This is a genomic window from Micromonospora sp. NPDC047548, assembly GCF_040642975.1.
GTDB lineage: Bacteria > Actinomycetota > Actinomycetes > Mycobacteriales > Micromonosporaceae > Micromonospora.
In genome coordinates this window covers 1-17474 of the sequence record NZ_JBEYTI010000041.1, presented here as the reverse complement: position 1 = coordinate 17474, position 17474 = coordinate 1, and the positions used below count along the sequence as shown (strand labels likewise).

The window sequence follows — 17474 nt, the reverse complement described above, 5'->3', positions numbered from 1 at the left end:
AAAGGAGCAGACATGGCGATCTCCCGCCGCACGCTGGTGACGTCGGCACTGTGGGGGGCGGCGCTCGGCGCGGTGTCCACCGCGGAGGTGCTGCAGACGCCGACTCGACCGGCCGCCGCGGCGAGCCCGCCCGGCGACGTCGTCGGCAAGATCACCGTTGGGTATCAGGGCTGGTTCGCGTGCGCGGGCGACGGCGCCCCGATCGGCGGCTGGTGGCACTGGAGTGCCAACTGGTCCCAGTTGCCATCGCCGAGCAACACCGCCATCGTGGCCTGGCCGGACGTGCGGGACTTCACCCGCACCTACCCGACCGGGTACGCCAACTTCGGGAACGGCCAGCCGGCCACCCTGTTTTCGTCGTACGACCAGCAGACCGTGGACACGCACTTCCAGTGGATGCAGCAGCACGGGTGCGACACCGCCGCGCTGCAGCGGTTCAACCCGTACAGCAGCGAGGGCCCGACGCGCGACGCGATGGCGGCGAAGGTCCGCGCCGCCGCCGAGTCGCTCGGCCGCAAGTACTACATCATGTACGACGTCACCGGCTGGACGAGCATGCAGTCGGAGATCAAGACCGACTGGGCCAACAAGATGTCCGCCCACACGGCGTCGCCGGCGTATGCCCGGCAGAACGGTAAACCGGTCGTGGGGATCTGGGGATTCGGATTCAACGACGACAATCACCCGTGGAGCCCCGCCGCCTGCCTCGACGTCGTGAACTGGTTCAAGAGCCAGGGCTGCTACGTGATGGGCGGCGTGCCGACCTACTGGCGCACCGGCGTCAACGACTCCCGCCCGGGATACCTCGACGTCTACCATGCCTTCAACATGATTTCGCCGTGGATGGTGGGTCGGATCGGCGACGCGGCCGGTTCGGACTGGTTCTACACGAACGTCAACACCGGCGACCAGGCGGACTGCACCGCGAACGGCATCGACTATCAGCCGTGCGTATTGCCCGGCGACGTGTCCGCCCGGCAGCGGGCGCACGGTGACTTCATGTGGCGCCAGTTCTACAACATGGTGCGCCTCGGCGCGCAGGGCATCTACATCTCGATGTTCGACGAGTTCAACGAAGGCAACCAGATCGCGAAGACGGCCGAGACGCAGGCCATGGTCCCGGCGAACTCCGGACTCCTCGCTCTTGACGAGGATGGCACCCCCTGCTCCTCCGACTACTATCTTCGCCTCAGCGCAGACGGCGGCCGGATGCTCAAGGGGCAGCTCGCCCTGACGCCCGTGCGCCCCACGCCACCGCTGCTGACCGGAAACGGCCCCACTGACCTGGCACGAGGCAAACCGACGGCGGAGAGCGGGCACACCCAGGCCCTCGCCTCGGCGAACGCCGTCGACGGTGACCCCAACTCCTACTGGGAGAGCCCGAACAACGCCTTCCCACAGTGGTGGCAGGTCGACCTGGGAACAACGGCGACGATCAGTCGCCTGGTGCTGCGGCTGCCGCCGGCGACGGCCTGGGCCGCCCGCACCCAGACGCTGTCGATCCTCGGCAGCGGCGATGGCGCCACCTTCACCACGATCGTCGGGCCGGCCGACTACCGCTTCGACCCGGCGACCGGGAACACCGTCACCGTCACACTTCCGACCACGACGACCCGGTACGTGCGGCTCAACTTCACCACCAACACCGGTTGGCCCGCCGGGCAACTCTCTCAGGTCGAGGTGTACGGCACGAGCAGCGGCGGGGACACGCAGGCACCGACTACCCCGGGTAACCTGACCGCCACGGGTCACACCTCGACCAGCGTGTCGTTGGCCTGGTCCGCATCGACGGACAACGTCGGTGTGGCCGGCTACCAGGTGCGCCAGAGTGGAGCGGTTGTCGCGACGACCTCGGCGACGTCGTACACGGTGAGCGGACTCAACCCCGGCACGGCGTACACATTCACGGTCACCGCGCAGGATGCCGCGGGCAACGTATCGCCCGCGTCCAACGCCGTAACGCAGACAACCGACCCGGCGGCCAACACGAACCTGGCTCGCGGGAAGCCGACCTCGGAGAGCGGCCACAATCAGGTCTACGAATCCGGGAAGGCGGTCGACGGCGACGCCAACACCTATTGGGAAAGCGTGAACAGCGCATTTCCACAGTGGTGGCAGGTCGATCTCGGTTCCGCGACGGGGATCAGCCGGCTCGTCATGAAGCTACCGCCCCCGTCCGCCTGGGCGACGCGCACCGAGACGCTCTCGATCCTCGGCAGCACCGACGGCTCGGCCTTCGACACGATCGTCGGCTCGACCGGTTACACGTTCAACCCGGCCACCGGCAACACCGTCACCGTGACCTTCGCCAACACCATCGTCCGGTACGTGCGGCTGAACGTGACGGCCAACAGCGGCTGGCCCGCCGGCCAGCTGTCCGAGGTCGAAATCTACTCCGCTTAGTGGGTTCATGAGGGGTGCCGCCAGGATGTTCTCGGAATCCCTCATGGCAGTTCAGTGCGCCGACACCCAGGCGGAGGTGTCTGGTGGCAGCAGCGCTCCGTCCAGCGGACCGCTGCTGAGCAGCACCGCCCCGGCCACGGGGAGTTCGGTGGCCCGGTCCGACATGTTCACCACGCAGACGAAGCGGCTCTGCGGGCCTCGGCTGAAGGCGAGGACGGACTCAGGCGCCGGCAACCAGGCGAACGGGCCATCCCCGAGCGCCGGCTCGCCGCGCCGGCAGGCCAGCGCCCGGCGGTACAGCTCCAGCATCGAGTCAGGATCACCGGTCTGCGCCTCGACCGTGCGGTCCCGCCAGGCCCGCGGTTGCGGCAGCCAGGGCTCCCGCCGGGCGCCGGTTGGGCTGAAACCGAACGGTGGCGCCTGGCCTGACCAGGGCATCGGCACCCGGCAGCCGTCGCGGCCGAGGTTCTCGCCCTGCGTACGCAGGAACATCGGATCCTGCCGCATCGCCTCGGGAATGTCCTCAATCTCCTCCAGCCCGAGTTCCTCGCCCTGGTAGAGGTAGGCCGAGCCGGGCAGGGCGAGGGTGAGCAGGATGGCGGCGCGGGCCCGGCGCACGCCCAGCGTCCGGTCGGTGGGCGCGCCGAGCTGTCGGTATTCGAGGTTGAACGACGTGTCGGCGCGACCGTAGCGGGTCACATGCCGGGGCACGTCGTGGTTGGACAGCACCCACGTCGGCGGCGCGTCGACCGGCGCGTGCACCGACATCGTCTCGTCGATGATTCGGCGCAGCGCGTCCGGTTCCCACGCGCAGCCGAGGAAGGCGAAGTTGAAGGCCGTGTGCAGCTCGTCGGGGCGCAGGTAGGCGGCGAACCGCTCCGCGTCCGGCAGCCACACCTCACCGATCAGCGCGCGCGGCTCCGGGTAGCTGTCCGCGATCGCCCGCCACGTCCGGTACACCACGTGCACCTCGTCGCGGTCCGTGTAGGGGTGGGGGAACGGCGGGTCGGCCGGATCGAAATCGGTCAGCGCTGGGTCCTTCATCAGCAGCGCGGCGGAGTCGATGCGGACGCCGTCCGCGCCCCGGTCGAACCAGAACCGCAGGACGTCCTCGAACTCCTCACGGACCTTGGGGTTCTCCCAGTTGAGGTCGGGTTGCTCGGCGGCGAACAGGTGCAGGTACCACTCGCCCGGTGCGCCGTCCGGGTTGCTGGTCCTGGTCCACGCCGGGCCACCGAAGATGGACTGCCAGTCGTTCGGCGGCAGCTCGCCGTTCGCGCCCCGGCCCGGCCGGAAGCAGAAGAGGTCGCGGGCGGCGGATCCCGGGCCGGTGCGCAGCGCCTCGACAAACCACGGATGCGCGTCCGAGCAGTGGTTGGGCACCACGTCGACGATGATCCGGATGTCCCGCTCGTGCGCCTCCCGGATCAGCTCTTCGGCCTCGGTCAGAGTGCCGAAGACCGGGTCGATGGCCCGGTAGTCGGACACGTCGTAGCCGGCATCCGCCTGCGGCGACGCGTACCAGGGGTTGAACCACACGGCGTCGATTCCGAGCGCCTCGAGGTGGTCCAGGTGCGCGCGTACGCCGCCGAGGTCACCGATGCCGTCGCCGTTGCTGTCGGCGAAGCTGCGGGGGTAGATCTGGTAGATGACGGCAGAACGCCACCAATCGGTGGGAAGTGCGCGTGCCCTGGTGGCCTGAAGGGCCTGGATTTCCGCCACGGACTACCTGCTTTCTCGTGCGTACGGTGCTGCCGGCCGCCGCCGCGCCTGGCGGAGGTGACCGCGCATCACGTCGAGGGGACGCGGACCTCGGTCAGCCCTTGAGGCTGCCGCTGGTCAGGCCGGACATGATGTTCTTCTGGAAGATCAGGAAGAACACGATCGTGGGGACGGCGGCGATGACCGCGGCGGCGACCACCACGTTCATCGGGGTGCCCCCGGAAAACACGTAGATGCCGACGCTGACCGTCCGGGTCTCGGGCGAGGGCATGACCAGCTTCGGCCACAGGAAGTCCTTCCAGACCGCGGTCACCGCGAAGATGGAGACCACGCCCAGGATCGGGCGGGAGATCGGCAGGACGATCGACCACAGCGTCCGCAGCGGACCCGCGCCGTCGATGGTGGCCGCCGCCATCAGGTCCTCGGGGATGGCGTCGAAGAACCGCTTCAGCAGGAAGATGTTGAAGGCGTTCGCCACCGCCGGCAACCAGATCGCGAAGGGCGAGTCGAGCAGGTTCAGGTGCAGGATCGGCAGGTCGATCACGGTCACGTACTGCGGGACGATGAGCACCATCGCCGGGATCATCAGGGTGGCCAGCATCAGGCCGAGGATCAGGTTGCCGAGCACCGGTCGCAGCTTCGACAGGGCGTACGCCGCCGCGGTGTCGAGTACGAGTTGGAACAGCAGCGCCCCGGTGGCGTAGTAGAAGGTGTTGAACAGCAGCTTGGCGAGGTTCAGGTTGGTCCACGCGTCGGCGTAGTTCTGCGGCCGGGGATCCTTCGGGAAGAGCGTCGGGGGAGTCTGGGCGATCTCCTGGCCCGACTTCAGCGCGCCCGTCACCATCCAGTACAGCGGCCCGAGGAAGACGAGCGTGAAGCCCACGACGACGGTGAGCAGCACGATCCAGTAGACGACCCTGCCGCGGCCCCGCCGCAGCTGGGCAGAGGAGATGAGGGTCCGGCCCCCGGAATCCTGTGCCATGGTCACCCCGTCCTAGTCCTGTCGGGCGGCCAGCCGCGCGTAGACGGCGGAGAAGCCGCCCAACGCCACGAGCATGATCACGCCGAGCGCCGCGGCGCCGTTGAGGTCGTTCTGGAAGAAGCCGTGCTGGTAAATGAGGTACGCCACCGAGGTCGCGGCGTCCTGGGTGCCCGCGCCGTTGGCGAGGATCAGCGGCTCGATGAAGAGCTGCATCGTGGCGACGACCTGCAGCATCGCCATCAGGGTGAGGATCAGCCGGGTCTGCGGGATGGTCACGTTGGTGATCCGCCGCCAGATCCCGGCGCCGTCGAGCTCCGCCGCCTCGTAGAGTTCGCCGGGGATGTTCTGCAGGGCCGCCAGGTAGATCAGCACGGCGCCGCCCATGTTCATCCAGGTCGACGCGAGCACCATCGCCGGCATCGTCATCGTGGCCGACTGCATCCACTCCGACGTCGGCAGGTGCAGCGTCCTGAGGACGGCGTTGAACAGGCCGGCGTCGCTCGGGTCGTACACGTAGAACTTGAACAGGAACAGCGCCGACGCGGGCGGCAACATCACCGGCAGGTAGACCAGCAACCGCAGGTAGCCCTTGGCGTGGCGAAACTCGTTGAGCACGATCGCCACGGCGAACGGCACCACGTATCCCAGGAACAGCGCGAGCAGGGTGAAGTAGAGCGTGTTCTTCCACGCCGTCCAGAAGCTGGGGTCGTTGACGATGCGGACGTAGTTGTCCCAGCCCACCCAGGTGGTCTCGCCGCGCCGGGTCCGCTGGAAGCTCATGACGACACCGCGGATCATCGGGTACCAGGCGAAGAGGGCGAAGCAGAGCATCGCCCCGATCAGGAACGCATGTCCCGTGAGGTTGTCCCGCACCTTCCGGCCGAGGCGGGCCCGCGATCGTCGACCGGGAAGCGACTGCCCGCTACCGGGCTGGCGCCCGGTAGCGGGAACGGTGGTGAGAGCCATGCGGCAAGCTCCTGGACGTCGGGGCGATTGGCTGCGGTCGACGGGCGGGGCCGGGAGCCGGCCCCGCCCGCACGCTCATCCGTTGCTGGCGAGAAGCTGATTGACCTTGGATTCGGCCGTCTTGAGCAGCGCGTCGACGTTGGCGTTCGGGTTCGTCAGCACCCCGGACATTGCAGCGTCGAGCACCGCGTAGATCGCCTGCGCGTTGCGCGGCTCGCCCTTGATCGGCACCGGGCTCGCCTCGAAGGCGGTGAAGTTCTCCACCGGGATGTTCGCGTTTGCCTTGCGGAGCTCCAGCTCCTGCTTCTGGGCGTCGCTGCCGTTGGCAAACAGCGTCGGCTGGGGGAGACCGACCGGCTGGTTCTGCGGCTTGCCGCGAACGTAGTCGAACTGGCCCTTGCCCGGCGTCAGCTTCTCGTACGCCAGCCACTTCAGGCCGGCCTCGACCTGCTCCTTGGTCAGGCCCTTCTTGAAGAAGTAGCCCTCGCCGCCGCCGAGCGTCCCCTTCGCCGGGCCGTCCTGGCCGGGCATCGGGGCCATCGCCCAGTCCTGGTACTTGCCCTGGAACTGGGTCACGATCGCGGTGGTCGCGTCCGGTGCGCCGACGAACATGCCGACCTTGCCCGCGCCGGCCAGGGTCAACAGGTCCCCCCAGCCGAGCAGCTGCCGCTGGCCCATGCTGTTGTCGCCGTACCGCATGTCCTTGAGGTTCTGCAGGACCTGCTTGCCCATCGCGTTGTTGAAGTCGGCCTTCTTGCCGTCGGCCGTCACCATCTGGCCGCCCTGCGCATACAGTTCGGCGGTGAAGTGCCAGCCGCCGGTGTTGCCGGCGCTGTACTCGGCGTACCCGGCGACGCCGTTGCCGAGGGCGGCGATCTTCTTGGCCGCCGCCCGGACGTCGGCCCAGGTCTTCGGCGGGTTGTTCACGTCGAGCCCGGCCTGCTGGAAGAGGGCCTTGTTGTAGAGCAGGCCCATCGAGTAGTTCTTCGTCGGGATGGCGTAGAGCTTGCCGTTGTCGGTGAAGACGCCCTTGAGCGCCGGGTCGATGCTGTCCCAGGTCGGGATCGTGTTCTTGGTGGCGAACTCGGTGACGTCCATCGCCTGGCCGGAGTCGAGCACCTGCTGCAGGTCGGTCATGTATCCGTAGAACAGGTCCGTCACGGTGCCGCCGGCGAGGCGGGCGGTGAAGTCCGGCGGGTTGTTGCACTGCTCGCCGACGCTCACGCTCTTGATGGTGATGTTCGGGTTCTGCCGCTGGAACTCGGCGACGTCGTCGTTCCAGTTCTTCACCAGGTCCTTCTGCGAGCCGACCGGCATGCAGTCGACCGTGATGGTGACCTTGCCCTTGGCGTCGGTCGACCCGTCGTCGCTCTTGGTGGAGCATGCCGCGAGGCTGAGCCCCAGGCCGGCCGCGAGGGCTACCACCGTGGCCCTTCGGTATTGCGGTAGCGACATCTGTCCATCCCTTCGGGAGCGGGCGTTCGTAGTGGTTGGTCCCGCGACGGCCGTCACCGCGGCGGTGTGGTGCTGCTTCCCGAGTCACCCCACAAGGAGGTCGACCCCGATGGCGTGGAGGCGTGGCGTGAGTCGTCACTGTAGCGACGGCGACCGATGGTCGCAAGGTTTCGACTGATCCGTGCAAAGAATCGATGCAACTACGTAACCAAGCGCCGTTGACGGGGCCGCGAGACGGTCGGTCTCCTGCAGACTTGCTAACTTTCGTGATCACCAGCGGAGGGAAGTCAATGACGTCACCGCGACCGACCAGCACTCGCCGCGCTCTCCTGGGGATGGGGCGCGAGCTACCAGAGGATCGTGCTGGGCGACGCCCTGCCACCGGGCAAGCGCGCCTTCCTCCGTGACCTGTTGGAACGCAACGCCACCAGCGCCGGCGCCCGACGCATCCGAGCCGGCGTGCCTCGGGGATGGACGGTGGCCGACAAGACCGGGACCGGCAACTACGGCACGGTCAACGACATCGCCATCGTGTGGCCCCCGGCGTCCGCGCCGTTCGTCATCGCGGTCATGTCCAGCAATCATGGTCTCCGCGGGCATGGTTTGGCGGTCTGTCTGCGCTGTGTCAGGTTCTGGTGCCGAGCAGGTCGAAGGCCGCGAACCAGAGCGTGTAGGGGTTTGCCAGTTCCGGGTAGGCCGTGGACATCCGGTCGATCAGCTCGGCGGGGGTGGAGCTGTGTTCCAGCGCTGTCTCGAAATCGGCCAGGTAGCGGCGGCTTTCGTCGATCTGGCGACGGGCGTCGTCATCGGGGGCCAGCGGGTTGCGGTGGCCGGCGATGAGGGTGTCAGCCTCCAGTGCTGCGACGGCATCCAAGGCCCGTGCCCAGCTGGCGCGTGAGTCGGGCGTTGACTTGTACAGCCACATGTGCGTGCGGTTGTAGACGACGTCGCCGGAGACGATCAGGCTCAGGCCGGGGACATGGACGACGGTGGAGTGCCCGGTGTCGGAGGTCCCGACCGGGATCACCGTGGCCGCCGAGCGTCCGAACGGAATAGAGGTGCCCGTCAGCGGCGCCGGTGCGACGGGATTGCCGGTCAACTGGTCGGGGAAGAACCCGCTCCAGATCTGTAGGTAGCCAGGTGAGATCTGCTCCTGCATCGCGGGGATGGACTCGGCCAGGGCCACCGGCTGGGCGTTCGGGAACGCTGCCAAGATCTCCGGCAGCCCGAGGAGGTGGTCGGCGTGGGGGTGGGTGATGTACACAAACCGCAGCTCGCAGTCGTGCGACTTCACCCACGCCGCCAGCTCTCGCCCTTCCTGTGCGGTGATGAGGCAATCAACCAGTAAGGCATCGCCATCGTCGCGGATCAGGGTCGAGGTGGACGGCGGCCAGGTCGCCGGGCCTACCGCCTCTTCGAATCCCGGCACTGCGCTCGGGATCGGTTTGGGATCCACCACGAACACGTCAAAGTCAAGGCTCATCGTTTCCTCCGGTGTGCTGACTTCGGGGGCAGCAGGCCTTGTCCTTGTGCCCCACCGGGTCGACGGTCCCACGCCTCATGGTCGCCCCGTGGGACGGTGGCAGAGTATCCGCATGTTGACTGCGTTGCTGCCGGCAGCCGGTGTGGTCAGCGGCTCGGTCCCCTCTGTGGCAACCTTGGTGGAGGCGGCCTGAGCTGCTGAAACTCTGACCCGTGAGGGCGTGCAAGGAGATCCGCGCCGATGTCGAGCGGCTGCACGTCGGCGTGTTCACCGGCCCCGCCGGCGCCTTCTGCCAGCGCACCGAGCTGTCGCAGCCCCAGAAGGCACTGTTCATCAAGCTGAAGATCACCGAGCCGCCCCGCGTCATCAACGCGACACCTGCAACCGTCTGACCAGCACGAACGCCACGGCCTAGTGACACGCCATCTCACCGGGCCTGCCGGTGTTTGCCCAGTTCAAGCCCCAGATTCGCGGACTATATCGAAGCGGAGCTGCGGAACGCAGGCGGACCGGACAGCAGGAAGGTCCGGGCGTGGCCGTCCTCGGGGGTCGGGTTACATCGGATGGCCTGGGCGGCGACGAAGTCCTCCTCGCTGACCAGCGCGGCGTGCGCCATCTCCTTGGAGACCACCCACTGTTTGGCCGGGTTCCACCGGTGCCCCTCGGCGCCGGGCTGGTGGTCGACGGGGTTGTGGCGGTGCGTTGCCGATTCCACACCTGTAGCGGGGGCTACTCGAGATCGCGGCGACCATGTGTAGGGTCCACCCGTCTCCGCTGCGGTGCGGGTTGCGGTCCGGGTCGACGCCGGACGGGCGGGGAATCCCCCATCTCGTTCAGTGTTTGCATCAGCCGACAGCCGCCCCGTTCCGGTCAGACCGCGTCTCATCCGTGGCGAGTGCCTCGGTGGCGAGTTGCCGACACTCGGCGAGGGTGTGCGCGGCGAGCGCCTCCCGCATCTCGGACACGGCGCGCGGCGCCATCGACAGGCTGGTCACGCCGAGACCGGTGAGCACTAGCGCGAGCCGAGGGTCGGCGGCGGCCTCGCCGCAGACGCCGACCGGCTTGCCGGCGGCCACCCCGGCGGATGCGCAGCCGGCGACCAGTTCGAGGAGGGCGGGCTGCCACGGGTCGAGTAGATCGGCCAGCTCCCCGCATTGGCGGTCGGCGGCGAAGGTGTACTGGCTCAGGTCGTTGGTGCCGATGCTGAGGAAGTCGACGACCGAGAGCAACGCGCGGGCCCGCAGCGCGGCCGCCGGGACCTCCACCATCGCTCCGGCGGTGGGCAGCCCGGCGTCGCGGCAGGCCGCGACGAACCGCTGGGCCTCGGCGACCGTGGCGACCATCGGCGCCATTACCCACACCTGCGCCGAGGTCTGCCGGGCCGCCTGCGCGATTGCTTCCAGTTGGGTACGCAGGACATTGGGTCGCCGCCGCGCCAGGCGCAGCCCGCGGACTCCCAGCGCCGGGTTCGGTTCGGCGCCCTGCCGCAGGAACGGCAGTGGCTTGTCGGCACCAGCGTCGAGGGTCCGCACGATCACCCGACGGCCCGCCATCGCCGCGAACACCTCGGCGTAAGCGGCGGCCTGCTCGTCGCGGTCCGGCGGGTCGGTCCGGTTGAGGTAGAGCAGTTCGGTACGGAACAGACCGACGCCCTCCAGGTCCCCGTGCAGGTCCTTGGCGGAGCCGATGTTGCCGTACAGGGCGACGGGATGTCCGTCGGCGGTGCGGCCGGGACCGCTGGCGCTGGCCAGCCGCAGCCGGCGGCGCTGTTCGGCGACCCGGGTCGCCGCGACGCTGGCCGCGTCCACGCCGGCCGTGACCTCGCCGGTGGTGCCGTCGACGACGACGGAGACGCCGTGGTCGAGGTCCAGCGCGCCGCCGCACATCACCACGGCGGGCAGGCCGAGGGCCCGGGCCAGGATCGCGGTGTGGCTGGTGGGTCCGCCTTCCTCGGTGACCAGTGCGAGTACCCGCTCCGGGTCCAGTTCGGCGGTGTCGGCCGGGGCGAGGTCCCGGGCGACCAGCACGAACGGGTGATCGGGGGTCGGGATGCCGGGCGCCGGCAGACCCAGGCACGTCGCCACGGCGCGGTTTCGGATGTCGTCCAGGTCGGCCACCCGTTCGGCGAGGTACCCGCCGGCGGCCTGGAACGCCTGCCGGTGTACGGCGAGGGCAGCATCGATGGCAGCGGCCGCGGTGCAGCCGGCCCGGGCCTTCGCCGCCGCGGCCTCGACCAGCTCGGTGTCCTGCGCCATCATCGCCTGCGCGCGCAGGATGTCGGCGGCGGGGCCGGTACCGGCGGCGGACGCGCGCCGGTCGAGGTCGGCGGCGACCGCCGCGAGTGCTGCTATCACCTGCTCGGCCTCGGCCTCCGGGTCGGCCACCGGGCTGGGGTCCGGTACGCGCGGCGCCGGCGTCATCCGGTACGCCGGACCGGCGGCGCGGCCTGGGCTGACACCGATGCCCCGCAGGTGTTCAGCCATCGCCGTCCCGCCCCCGGTCGGAGCCACCTTCGGTCTTCTCGGCGTCGAGGTCTGCGGCGATGAGCGCGGCGAGCGCGTCGAGGCTGCTCTCCGCGGCCGGCCCGTCGGCCTCCAGGGTTACCTCGGTGCCGTACTTGGCGCCCAACGACAGCACGGACAACATGCTGCGGGCGGGGACGGCGGGCTTGTCGGCGGTCCGGATGGTCACCGCGACGGGTTGCGCGGTGGCGGCGGCGACGAAGATGGCGGCGGGTCGGGCGTGCAGACCGCTGGCGGAGCCGACGGTGACCGTTCGGGTGGGCATTGCCGTCTCCTTCGGAGAGGTGTGTGTGGGGTCAGGGCTCGATGGTCACCTTGATCGCCGTGCCGCTGGCGACCAGGTCGAACGCCTCGAGCGCGGCGTCCAGCGGAAGTCGGTGGGTGATCAGGTCGGCCACCGATACGGCGCCGGAGGCGATGAGGCGCAGCGCCTCGGCGTTGTGCGCGGGGCTGGAGCCGTTGGCGCCGACGACGGTCAGCTCGCGGTAGTGCACCAGGTTGGCGTCCAGCCTGATTGTCGGGTTGTCCTTGGGCAGCCCGCCGAAGAGGCTGATGCGGCCCTGCCGGGCGGCCATCTGGACGGCCTGCTCCTGCGCCGCTCCCGACGCTGCAGCGGTGACGACGACGTCGGCTCCCCGCCCGTCGGTCAGTTTGCGCACGGCGTCCACCGGATCGGTGTCCCTGGCGCAGATGGTGGCGTCGGGGGCGACGAGCGCGGCGGCCTGCGCCAGCCGCTCCGGGTTGAGTTCGACGAGGGTGACCCGGGCGGCGCCCCGGGCGCGGGCCAGGCGGACGTGCAGGCAGCCGATCGGGCCGGAGCCGATGATCACCACGTCGTCGCCCGCGCCGACCCGGGCGAGCTGCTGTCCGTTGAGGACGCAGGCCAGCGGCTCGGCCACCGACGCCTGGGCGTAGTCGAGCCCGTCGGGGATCCGGTTCAGCCCGTCGACGGCCAGCACCTTGGCCGGCACCACGAGGTACTCGGCGAAGCCGCCGTCGTGGTGATACCCCATTGACTCCTGGTTCTCGCAGACGGTGCGGGACCCCCGCCGGCACTCGACACAGTGGCCGCACGGGATGGCGGCGATGACCTGTACGCGGTCACCCGGCGCCCACCCGTCGACGTCCTGGCCGACCTCGACGACCTCGCCAGCGATCTCGTGGCCCATGACGCGGGGCGGCACGATGTGGTGGTGGCCGAACCGGAAGATCTTCACGTCGGTGCCGCAGGTGGAACAGTTGCGTACCCGGATCTTCACGTCGCCCGCCCCCGGCGCGGGCTCTGGCGCGTCGGAGATGCGGACGTCGCCGGGGGCGTGGAAGCGTACGACCTTCATCGCACCTTTTCCTCTCGATTTTCGTGGTCGGCGCCGGCCGTGGGGACCAGGAGCCGGTGTACCTCGGTCGGGTCGGACGCCTCGCGCAGCGCCCGCGCGCGGTCGGGGCTCAGGAGGATCTCGGCGAGTTCGGCGAGCAGGTCGACGTGCCCGTCGCCCTGGGCGGCGATCGCTATGCACAGCTGCACCGGGTTGCCGCCCCAGTCGACCCCATCGGGAAACCGCAGCACGGCCAGGGCGTCGCGGTGGATGGCCGCTTTGCCCGCGGCGGTCCCGTGCGGGATGGCGACGCCTTCGCCCACGTAGGTGGAGATGGACTCCTCGCGGTCCAGCATCGCGGTCACGTACTCCGGGGTGACCGCGCCGATCTCGACCAGCACCTCCCCGCACCGGCGGACCGCGTCCGCGCGGGTCGCGGCCCGCTCGGCGAGCCGGATCGCCTGTTCCTGCAGCAGGCTGTCATCCACTTAGATCGCCCCCGGCCTGCACGGCCTTGACGACCTTCGTCACGGCTGGGTCGCCGATGAATACCTGGATAGGGACGACCACCACGCCGGGCGCGCTGAGCCGGGCGCGCTGGACAAGTCCCTGGTGGCAGATCACCACGTCGGCGTCGGCGGGGATCGAGTCGACCGGGGTGTGCTCGACGGTCACTGAGTTCTTGCCGAGCTGGCGGCGCAGCTGGCTGGCGAGCATGACGCTGCTGCCCATTCCGGCGTCACAGGCGACGACGACCTTGCGGATGGCGGTGCCGTTGATGGTGGCCATGGATGGTTCACGCCTTTCCAGTGTTGGTGGGGTCGGCGTACTCCGGTCGCTCCGCGGAGTCGCGGGCCGCCGGCGTACGCAGCTTGTTGGCGGCCGACCGGCGCTGCGCGGCCTCGAGTTCCGCTCGCTCGGCGTCGGCCCGCTCCTCGGGCGCGGTGGTCTCGACGTCGGCGTCGTCCGGCTCGGTACGTCCTATCCTGAGCAGCAGAGCCGCGACGGCGAAGGTGACCGCGGCCGCGATGAGGACGCCGAGGAAGACCCCGAACCAGCCGCCCTTGGCGGTGACCGCGGCGTAGGCGAAGATGCTGCCGGGCGAGGGTGTGGCGACGAGACCGGCGCCGGTGATCATGAAGGTGGAGACACCGGCCGCGCCGCCGGCGATCATTGCGAGGACCAGCCGGGGCTTCATCAGTACGTACGGGAAGTACACCTCGTGGATGCCGCCGAGGAAATGGATGATCATCGCGGCCGGGGCGGTCGGACGCAGCGCCCGCGGCCCGAACAGGAAGTAGGCCAGCAGCAGACCGAGACCGGGACCGGGGTTGGTCTCGATCATGAAGAGAATGGACTTGCCCTGCCCCGCCGCCTCGGCCACCCCGAGCGGCCCGAACACGCCGTGGTTGATGGCGTTGTTGAGGAACAGGACCTTCGCTGGCTCGACGATCACCGACACCACGCCGAGCATGTGGTTCGATACCAGCCAGTCCACGCCGTTACCGGCCGCACTGGTCAACGCGCGGACCACTGGCCCGATCCCCAGGACGCCCAGCAACGCCATGCCGCCACCGATGATGCCGGCAGAGAAGTTGTCGACAAGCATCTCGAAGCCGGGGCGGATCCGGTCCTTGATCAGGCCGTCGACGAGCTTCACGACGTACGCGGCCAGCGGGCCGATGATCATCGCACCGAGGAACATGGGAACCTCGGAGCCGACCACGATGCCGACGGTGGCGACCGCGCCGACGACGGCGCCCCGCTGACCGTGCACCAGTCGGCCACCGGTGTAGCCGATGAGGACCGGCAGCAGGACGGAGATCATGGGTCCGACCAGGGCGGCGAACTTCTCGTTCGGCAGCCAGCCGGTGGGGATGAACAGCGCGGTGATCAGACCCCAGGCGATGAAGGCGCCGATGTTCGGCATCACCATGCCGGCGAGGTGTCCACCGATCCGCTGGACGGTGGCCTTGACGCCGGTGCCCTGGACCTGAGGTGTGTAGTTGGTCGTCATGGTTCGCTCCTTGAACGCCAGACGGGTGGGGGATGGGGGATTAGTTGGGTGTCAGTAGCCGCCGGAGGTCCTCCGGCCGGGTGTCGAGGCGGACGGAGTCGCGCTCGATGTCCGCCGGGCCGGGCATCCGGCTGCCGGGCAGGCTGACGGCGGCGGCGCCCCAGGCCAGTCCCTCGGCCAGGGCCGCAGCGGCGAGATCCCGGCCGCGTGCGGGGCCGGCACCCCAGCGGGTGAGGAAGCCGGCGAGCAGCGCGTCGCCGGCACCGACGGAACTGCGCGGTCGCGGCACCGGCGCGGACCCGACGAGCACACCGGTGTCGTCGACGAGGACGGCACCGTCGGCTCCGAGGCTGGCCAGCACCGTGCCGGCTCCCCACGAGCGCAGTTCCCGCGCGGCCTCGACCACGTCGTCGAGGGACCGCATCGACCGGCCGACGACCTCGGCGACCTCGTCGCGGTTGGGTTTGACGAGGTCCGCTCCGGCCACCGCGGCCGCCCGCAACGCCGGCCCGCTCGTATCGACCACGAGCCGGTCACCTGCGGCGACCACCCGCTCGTAGAGGGCGGTGAGGTCCGTCATGGGCAGCCCGGGCGGGGCGCTGCCGCACAGCACCACGCAGCCTCCCGGGCCCGCCTCGGTGAGCGCCCGGTCGGTGAGGCCGGTGACCTCGTCGGCGGTGAGTTCCGGTCCCGGTTCGTTAATCTTCGTGATGGTGCCATCCGGCTCGGCGATGGTGATGTTGGAACGGGTACGGCCGGAGATCGGGATCGCCCGGACCTCAACGCCCGCCGCGACGAGTAGTCGAACGAGCTCCGCCCCGTCGTCGCCGCCGCACGGCAGCACCGCTCGCGACGGCACCCCGTTGGCGAGCAGCGCCCGGGATACGTTGACACCCTTGCCGCCCGGTTCGAGATGGACCGCTGTGGCGCGGATGACGTCGCCGCGGACCAGCTCGGTGATCTCCATCGTGCGGTCGAGGCTCGGATTGAGGGTGAGGGTGACGATCATGCCCGCACCACCCGGGCTCCGGCCGCCTCCACGTCGCCGGCCAACTCGTCGTCGACGCCGATGTCGGTGATGAGCAGGTCCAAATCGGACACGGACCCGAACCGGGCGAGGTAATCGTTGCCGAGCTTGGTGTGGTCGGCGAGTAGGACGACCCGGCGGGCCGCCCTGATCATGGCGGCCTTCACCGCGGCCTCGGCGGGATCGGGGGTGGTGAGGCCCCGCTCGACGGAGCAGCCGTTGGTGCCGAGGAACGCGACGTCAACGTACAGGTCGGCGAGGGGCCGCAGTGCCCAGTCGTCCACCGTGGCCAGCGTGCGGCCGCGCAACCGGCCGCCGAGCAGCAGCACGTTGAGGTTGGCCCGGGTGCCGAGAATGGTGGCGATCACCGGGGAGTTGACCACCACGGTCAACTCCCGGTCGCTGGGCAGCGCCTCGGCCAGGCGGGCCGTCGTGGTGCCGGCGTCCAGGATGATCGCGCCCTCTGCGGGGATCTCGGCGAGCGCCGCCTTGGCGATCCGCTCCTTTTCGTCGATCAGCACGGAGTCCCTGGCCGCCAGCGCGGGTTCGAAGCCGATCCGCTCCACCGGGATCGCGCCACCGTGCACCCGGCGCAGGACGCCGGCCCGCTCCAGAGTCGTCAGATCCCGCCGGATCGTCTCCGCGGTCACGGCGAGGGCGTCGGCGAGAGTCCCCACCTCGACTCGCCCGTTGGACCGAGCCAGCCGGACGATCTCCTGCTGCCGCTCCTCGGCATACATGTGGGCTCACCGCCGTTTCAACTTGGTTTCTCCTTTGTTTACGCCCGTTTATGTGAGGTGTCAAGGGTCACGCATGAACGAACCTCAATCTCGACCGGGGGGGCGGCCGCCACGACCCAGGCCTGCGGCTACTTGATCAATGGAGCCACGTCAAAGCCCGACGGGGTGTTGACCAGGTGCCCGGCGGGACGCTCTGTCTGTGGCTGCCCAGCTGCGGGTGTGGCTCACTCATGGCGTGCGTTCTGGCCGGGCACCGTTGGCGAGATGTGGCTCAAGAGGGGCTTGCCCAGCTCGAAGTAGCGGTGCCCACCTCGCCGAACCGTAGGCGCGCTGGCGAGGGGGGACACGTTGGACAGTGCAGGCACTCGGTGACCATCGAGGTCGTCGACCGGCCCGGTCAGCGCCGTGGGCACCCTCGGCGATGCCGCCGATGTGGCCCGCTTCACCACGGTCCGTACAGCTTCTGACCTGATCGACGGCTTGATCGACGGCAGTAGCGGGCAGGCCGCAAAATCAACGACGCGTCACTCCCAGGTCACGGCGCCCTGGGTGAAGTGCGCCCGGACCTTCGAGCCGCAGATCGTGCGTAAGCAGCAGCGCCGCCTGTCGGGGGTCGACGAGGTCGTGTTGTCGCTGTATGCCAAGGGATTGACGATCGACGGACCGAATTCGAGGGACGGGTCACCGACTGTCACCCCGGACTGGCCGCCGGGTCGCTGTGCGAGGACGGCTACACCCGGGCGACGGCGCCGTACATGGACACCTCGGCTGGCACGGGATGCTGGTCGCGGTCCGGGCGCCACTCGCTGATCGGCACGACCCCCGGTTCGACCAGGTCCAG

The 17474-nt window shown here is 69.5% G+C and carries 17 protein-coding genes and 1 pseudogene; 3 read left to right on the top strand and 15 right to left on the bottom strand.

The window, feature by feature from the left end:
* Positions 1 to 12: 12 nt before the first annotated feature.
* Entirely contained in the window at positions 13 to 2403 is a 2391-nt protein-coding gene (locus ABZ807_RS27405; protein WP_357163900.1) for a discoidin domain-containing protein, read from the top strand.
* A gap of 51 nt (positions 2404 to 2454) precedes the next feature.
* Here ABZ807_RS27405 and ABZ807_RS27400 read toward each other — a convergent pair whose 3' ends face one another.
* The 4 genes from ABZ807_RS27400 to ABZ807_RS27385 all read right to left on the bottom strand — a co-directional run bounded on the left by ABZ807_RS27400 (position 2455) and on the right by ABZ807_RS27385 (position 7528).
* On the bottom strand, positions 2455 to 4125 hold the full coding sequence (locus tag ABZ807_RS27400; protein WP_357163897.1) for a glycoside hydrolase family 13 protein: 1671 nt from the start codon (positions 4123 to 4125) through the stop codon (positions 2455 to 2457).
* A 94-nt stretch (positions 4126 to 4219) separates the two neighbouring features.
* Positions 4220 to 5107, bottom strand: coding sequence for a carbohydrate ABC transporter permease (locus ABZ807_RS27395; RefSeq protein ID WP_357163894.1), 888 nt, complete (start codon positions 5105 to 5107; stop codon positions 4220 to 4222).
* A 12-nt stretch (positions 5108 to 5119) separates the two neighbouring features.
* On the bottom strand, positions 5120 to 6073 hold the full coding sequence (locus ABZ807_RS27390; RefSeq protein ID WP_357163891.1) for a sugar ABC transporter permease: 954 nt from the start codon (positions 6071 to 6073) through the stop codon (positions 5120 to 5122).
* Between the two features lie 75 nt (positions 6074 to 6148).
* Positions 6149 to 7528: a sugar ABC transporter substrate-binding protein gene (locus tag ABZ807_RS27385; RefSeq protein WP_357163887.1), complete on the bottom strand. Its 1380-nt coding sequence runs from the start codon at positions 7526 to 7528 to the stop codon at positions 6149 to 6151.
* A gap of 363 nt (positions 7529 to 7891) precedes the next feature.
* On the opposite strand from ABZ807_RS27385, the pseudogene ABZ807_RS27380 reads away from it, so the two are divergent.
* Positions 7892 to 8107 (top strand): annotated as a pseudogene (locus ABZ807_RS27380) (serine hydrolase); the annotation flags it as partial.
* A 46-nt stretch (positions 8108 to 8153) separates the two neighbouring features.
* On the opposite strand, the gene ABZ807_RS27375 reads toward ABZ807_RS27380, so the two are convergent.
* Positions 8154 to 9011 carry an MBL fold metallo-hydrolase gene (locus tag ABZ807_RS27375; RefSeq protein WP_357163884.1) on the bottom strand — a complete coding sequence of 286 codons (858 nt, stop codon included), beginning with the start codon at positions 9009 to 9011 and terminating at the stop codon, positions 8154 to 8156.
* A 212-nt stretch (positions 9012 to 9223) separates the two neighbouring features.
* Between ABZ807_RS27375 and ABZ807_RS27370 the strand changes: the two genes are divergently transcribed.
* On the top strand, positions 9224 to 9403 hold the full coding sequence (locus ABZ807_RS27370; RefSeq protein WP_357163881.1) for a hypothetical protein: 180 nt from the start codon (positions 9224 to 9226) through the stop codon (positions 9401 to 9403).
* Positions 9404 to 9486: 83 nt separating this feature from the next.
* Here ABZ807_RS27370 and ABZ807_RS27365 read toward each other — a convergent pair whose 3' ends face one another.
* From ABZ807_RS27365 to ABZ807_RS27320, 10 genes are all read right to left on the bottom strand, one after another.
* Entirely contained in the window at positions 9487 to 9726 is a 240-nt protein-coding gene (locus tag ABZ807_RS27365; protein ID WP_357163877.1) for a hypothetical protein, read from the bottom strand.
* Positions 9727 to 9856: 130 nt separating this feature from the next.
* A complete protein-coding gene (gene ptsP, locus ABZ807_RS27360) occupies positions 9857 to 11494 on the bottom strand; it encodes a phosphoenolpyruvate--protein phosphotransferase (RefSeq protein WP_357163873.1) in 1638 nt (545 codons plus the stop codon).
* A complete protein-coding gene (locus ABZ807_RS27355) occupies positions 11487 to 11798 on the bottom strand; it encodes an HPr family phosphocarrier protein (RefSeq protein WP_357163870.1) in 312 nt (103 codons plus the stop codon). Before ABZ807_RS27355 ends, ptsP begins: the two co-directional genes overlap by 8 nt.
* Before the next feature lie 31 nt (positions 11799 to 11829).
* Complete coding sequence (locus tag ABZ807_RS27350) at positions 11830 to 12870, bottom strand: zinc-dependent dehydrogenase (RefSeq protein ID WP_357163867.1); 1041 nt, start codon at positions 12868 to 12870, stop codon at positions 11830 to 11832.
* On the bottom strand, positions 12867 to 13337 hold the full coding sequence (locus ABZ807_RS27345; RefSeq protein ID WP_357163864.1) for a PTS sugar transporter subunit IIA: 471 nt from the start codon (positions 13335 to 13337) through the stop codon (positions 12867 to 12869). The genes ABZ807_RS27350 and ABZ807_RS27345 overlap by 4 nt, the downstream gene beginning before the upstream one ends.
* Complete coding sequence (locus ABZ807_RS27340; protein WP_357114219.1) at positions 13330 to 13638, bottom strand: PTS lactose transporter subunit IIB; 309 nt, start codon at positions 13636 to 13638, stop codon at positions 13330 to 13332. Before ABZ807_RS27340 ends, ABZ807_RS27345 begins: the two co-directional genes overlap by 8 nt.
* Positions 13639 to 13645: 7 nt before the next feature.
* Positions 13646 to 14866, bottom strand: a complete 1221-nt coding sequence (locus ABZ807_RS27335; RefSeq protein ID WP_357163861.1) for a PTS mannitol transporter subunit IICB — start codon at positions 14864 to 14866, stop codon at positions 13646 to 13648.
* A gap of 40 nt (positions 14867 to 14906) precedes the next feature.
* The gene (locus tag ABZ807_RS27330; protein WP_357163858.1) at positions 14907 to 15875 is read right to left on the bottom strand and encodes a 1-phosphofructokinase family hexose kinase; all 969 of its coding nucleotides are present in this window, start codon (positions 15873 to 15875) and stop codon (positions 14907 to 14909) included.
* Positions 15872 to 16633, bottom strand: coding sequence for a DeoR/GlpR family DNA-binding transcription regulator (locus tag ABZ807_RS27325; RefSeq protein WP_357163855.1), 762 nt, complete (start codon positions 16631 to 16633; stop codon positions 15872 to 15874). The genes ABZ807_RS27330 and ABZ807_RS27325 overlap by 4 nt, the downstream gene beginning before the upstream one ends.
* Positions 16634 to 17363: 730 nt before the next feature.
* Positions 17364 to 17468: an SAM-dependent methyltransferase gene (locus ABZ807_RS27320; RefSeq protein ID WP_357163944.1), complete on the bottom strand. Its 105-nt coding sequence runs from the start codon at positions 17466 to 17468 to the stop codon at positions 17364 to 17366.
* Between the last annotated feature and the right edge of the window lie 6 nt (positions 17469 to 17474).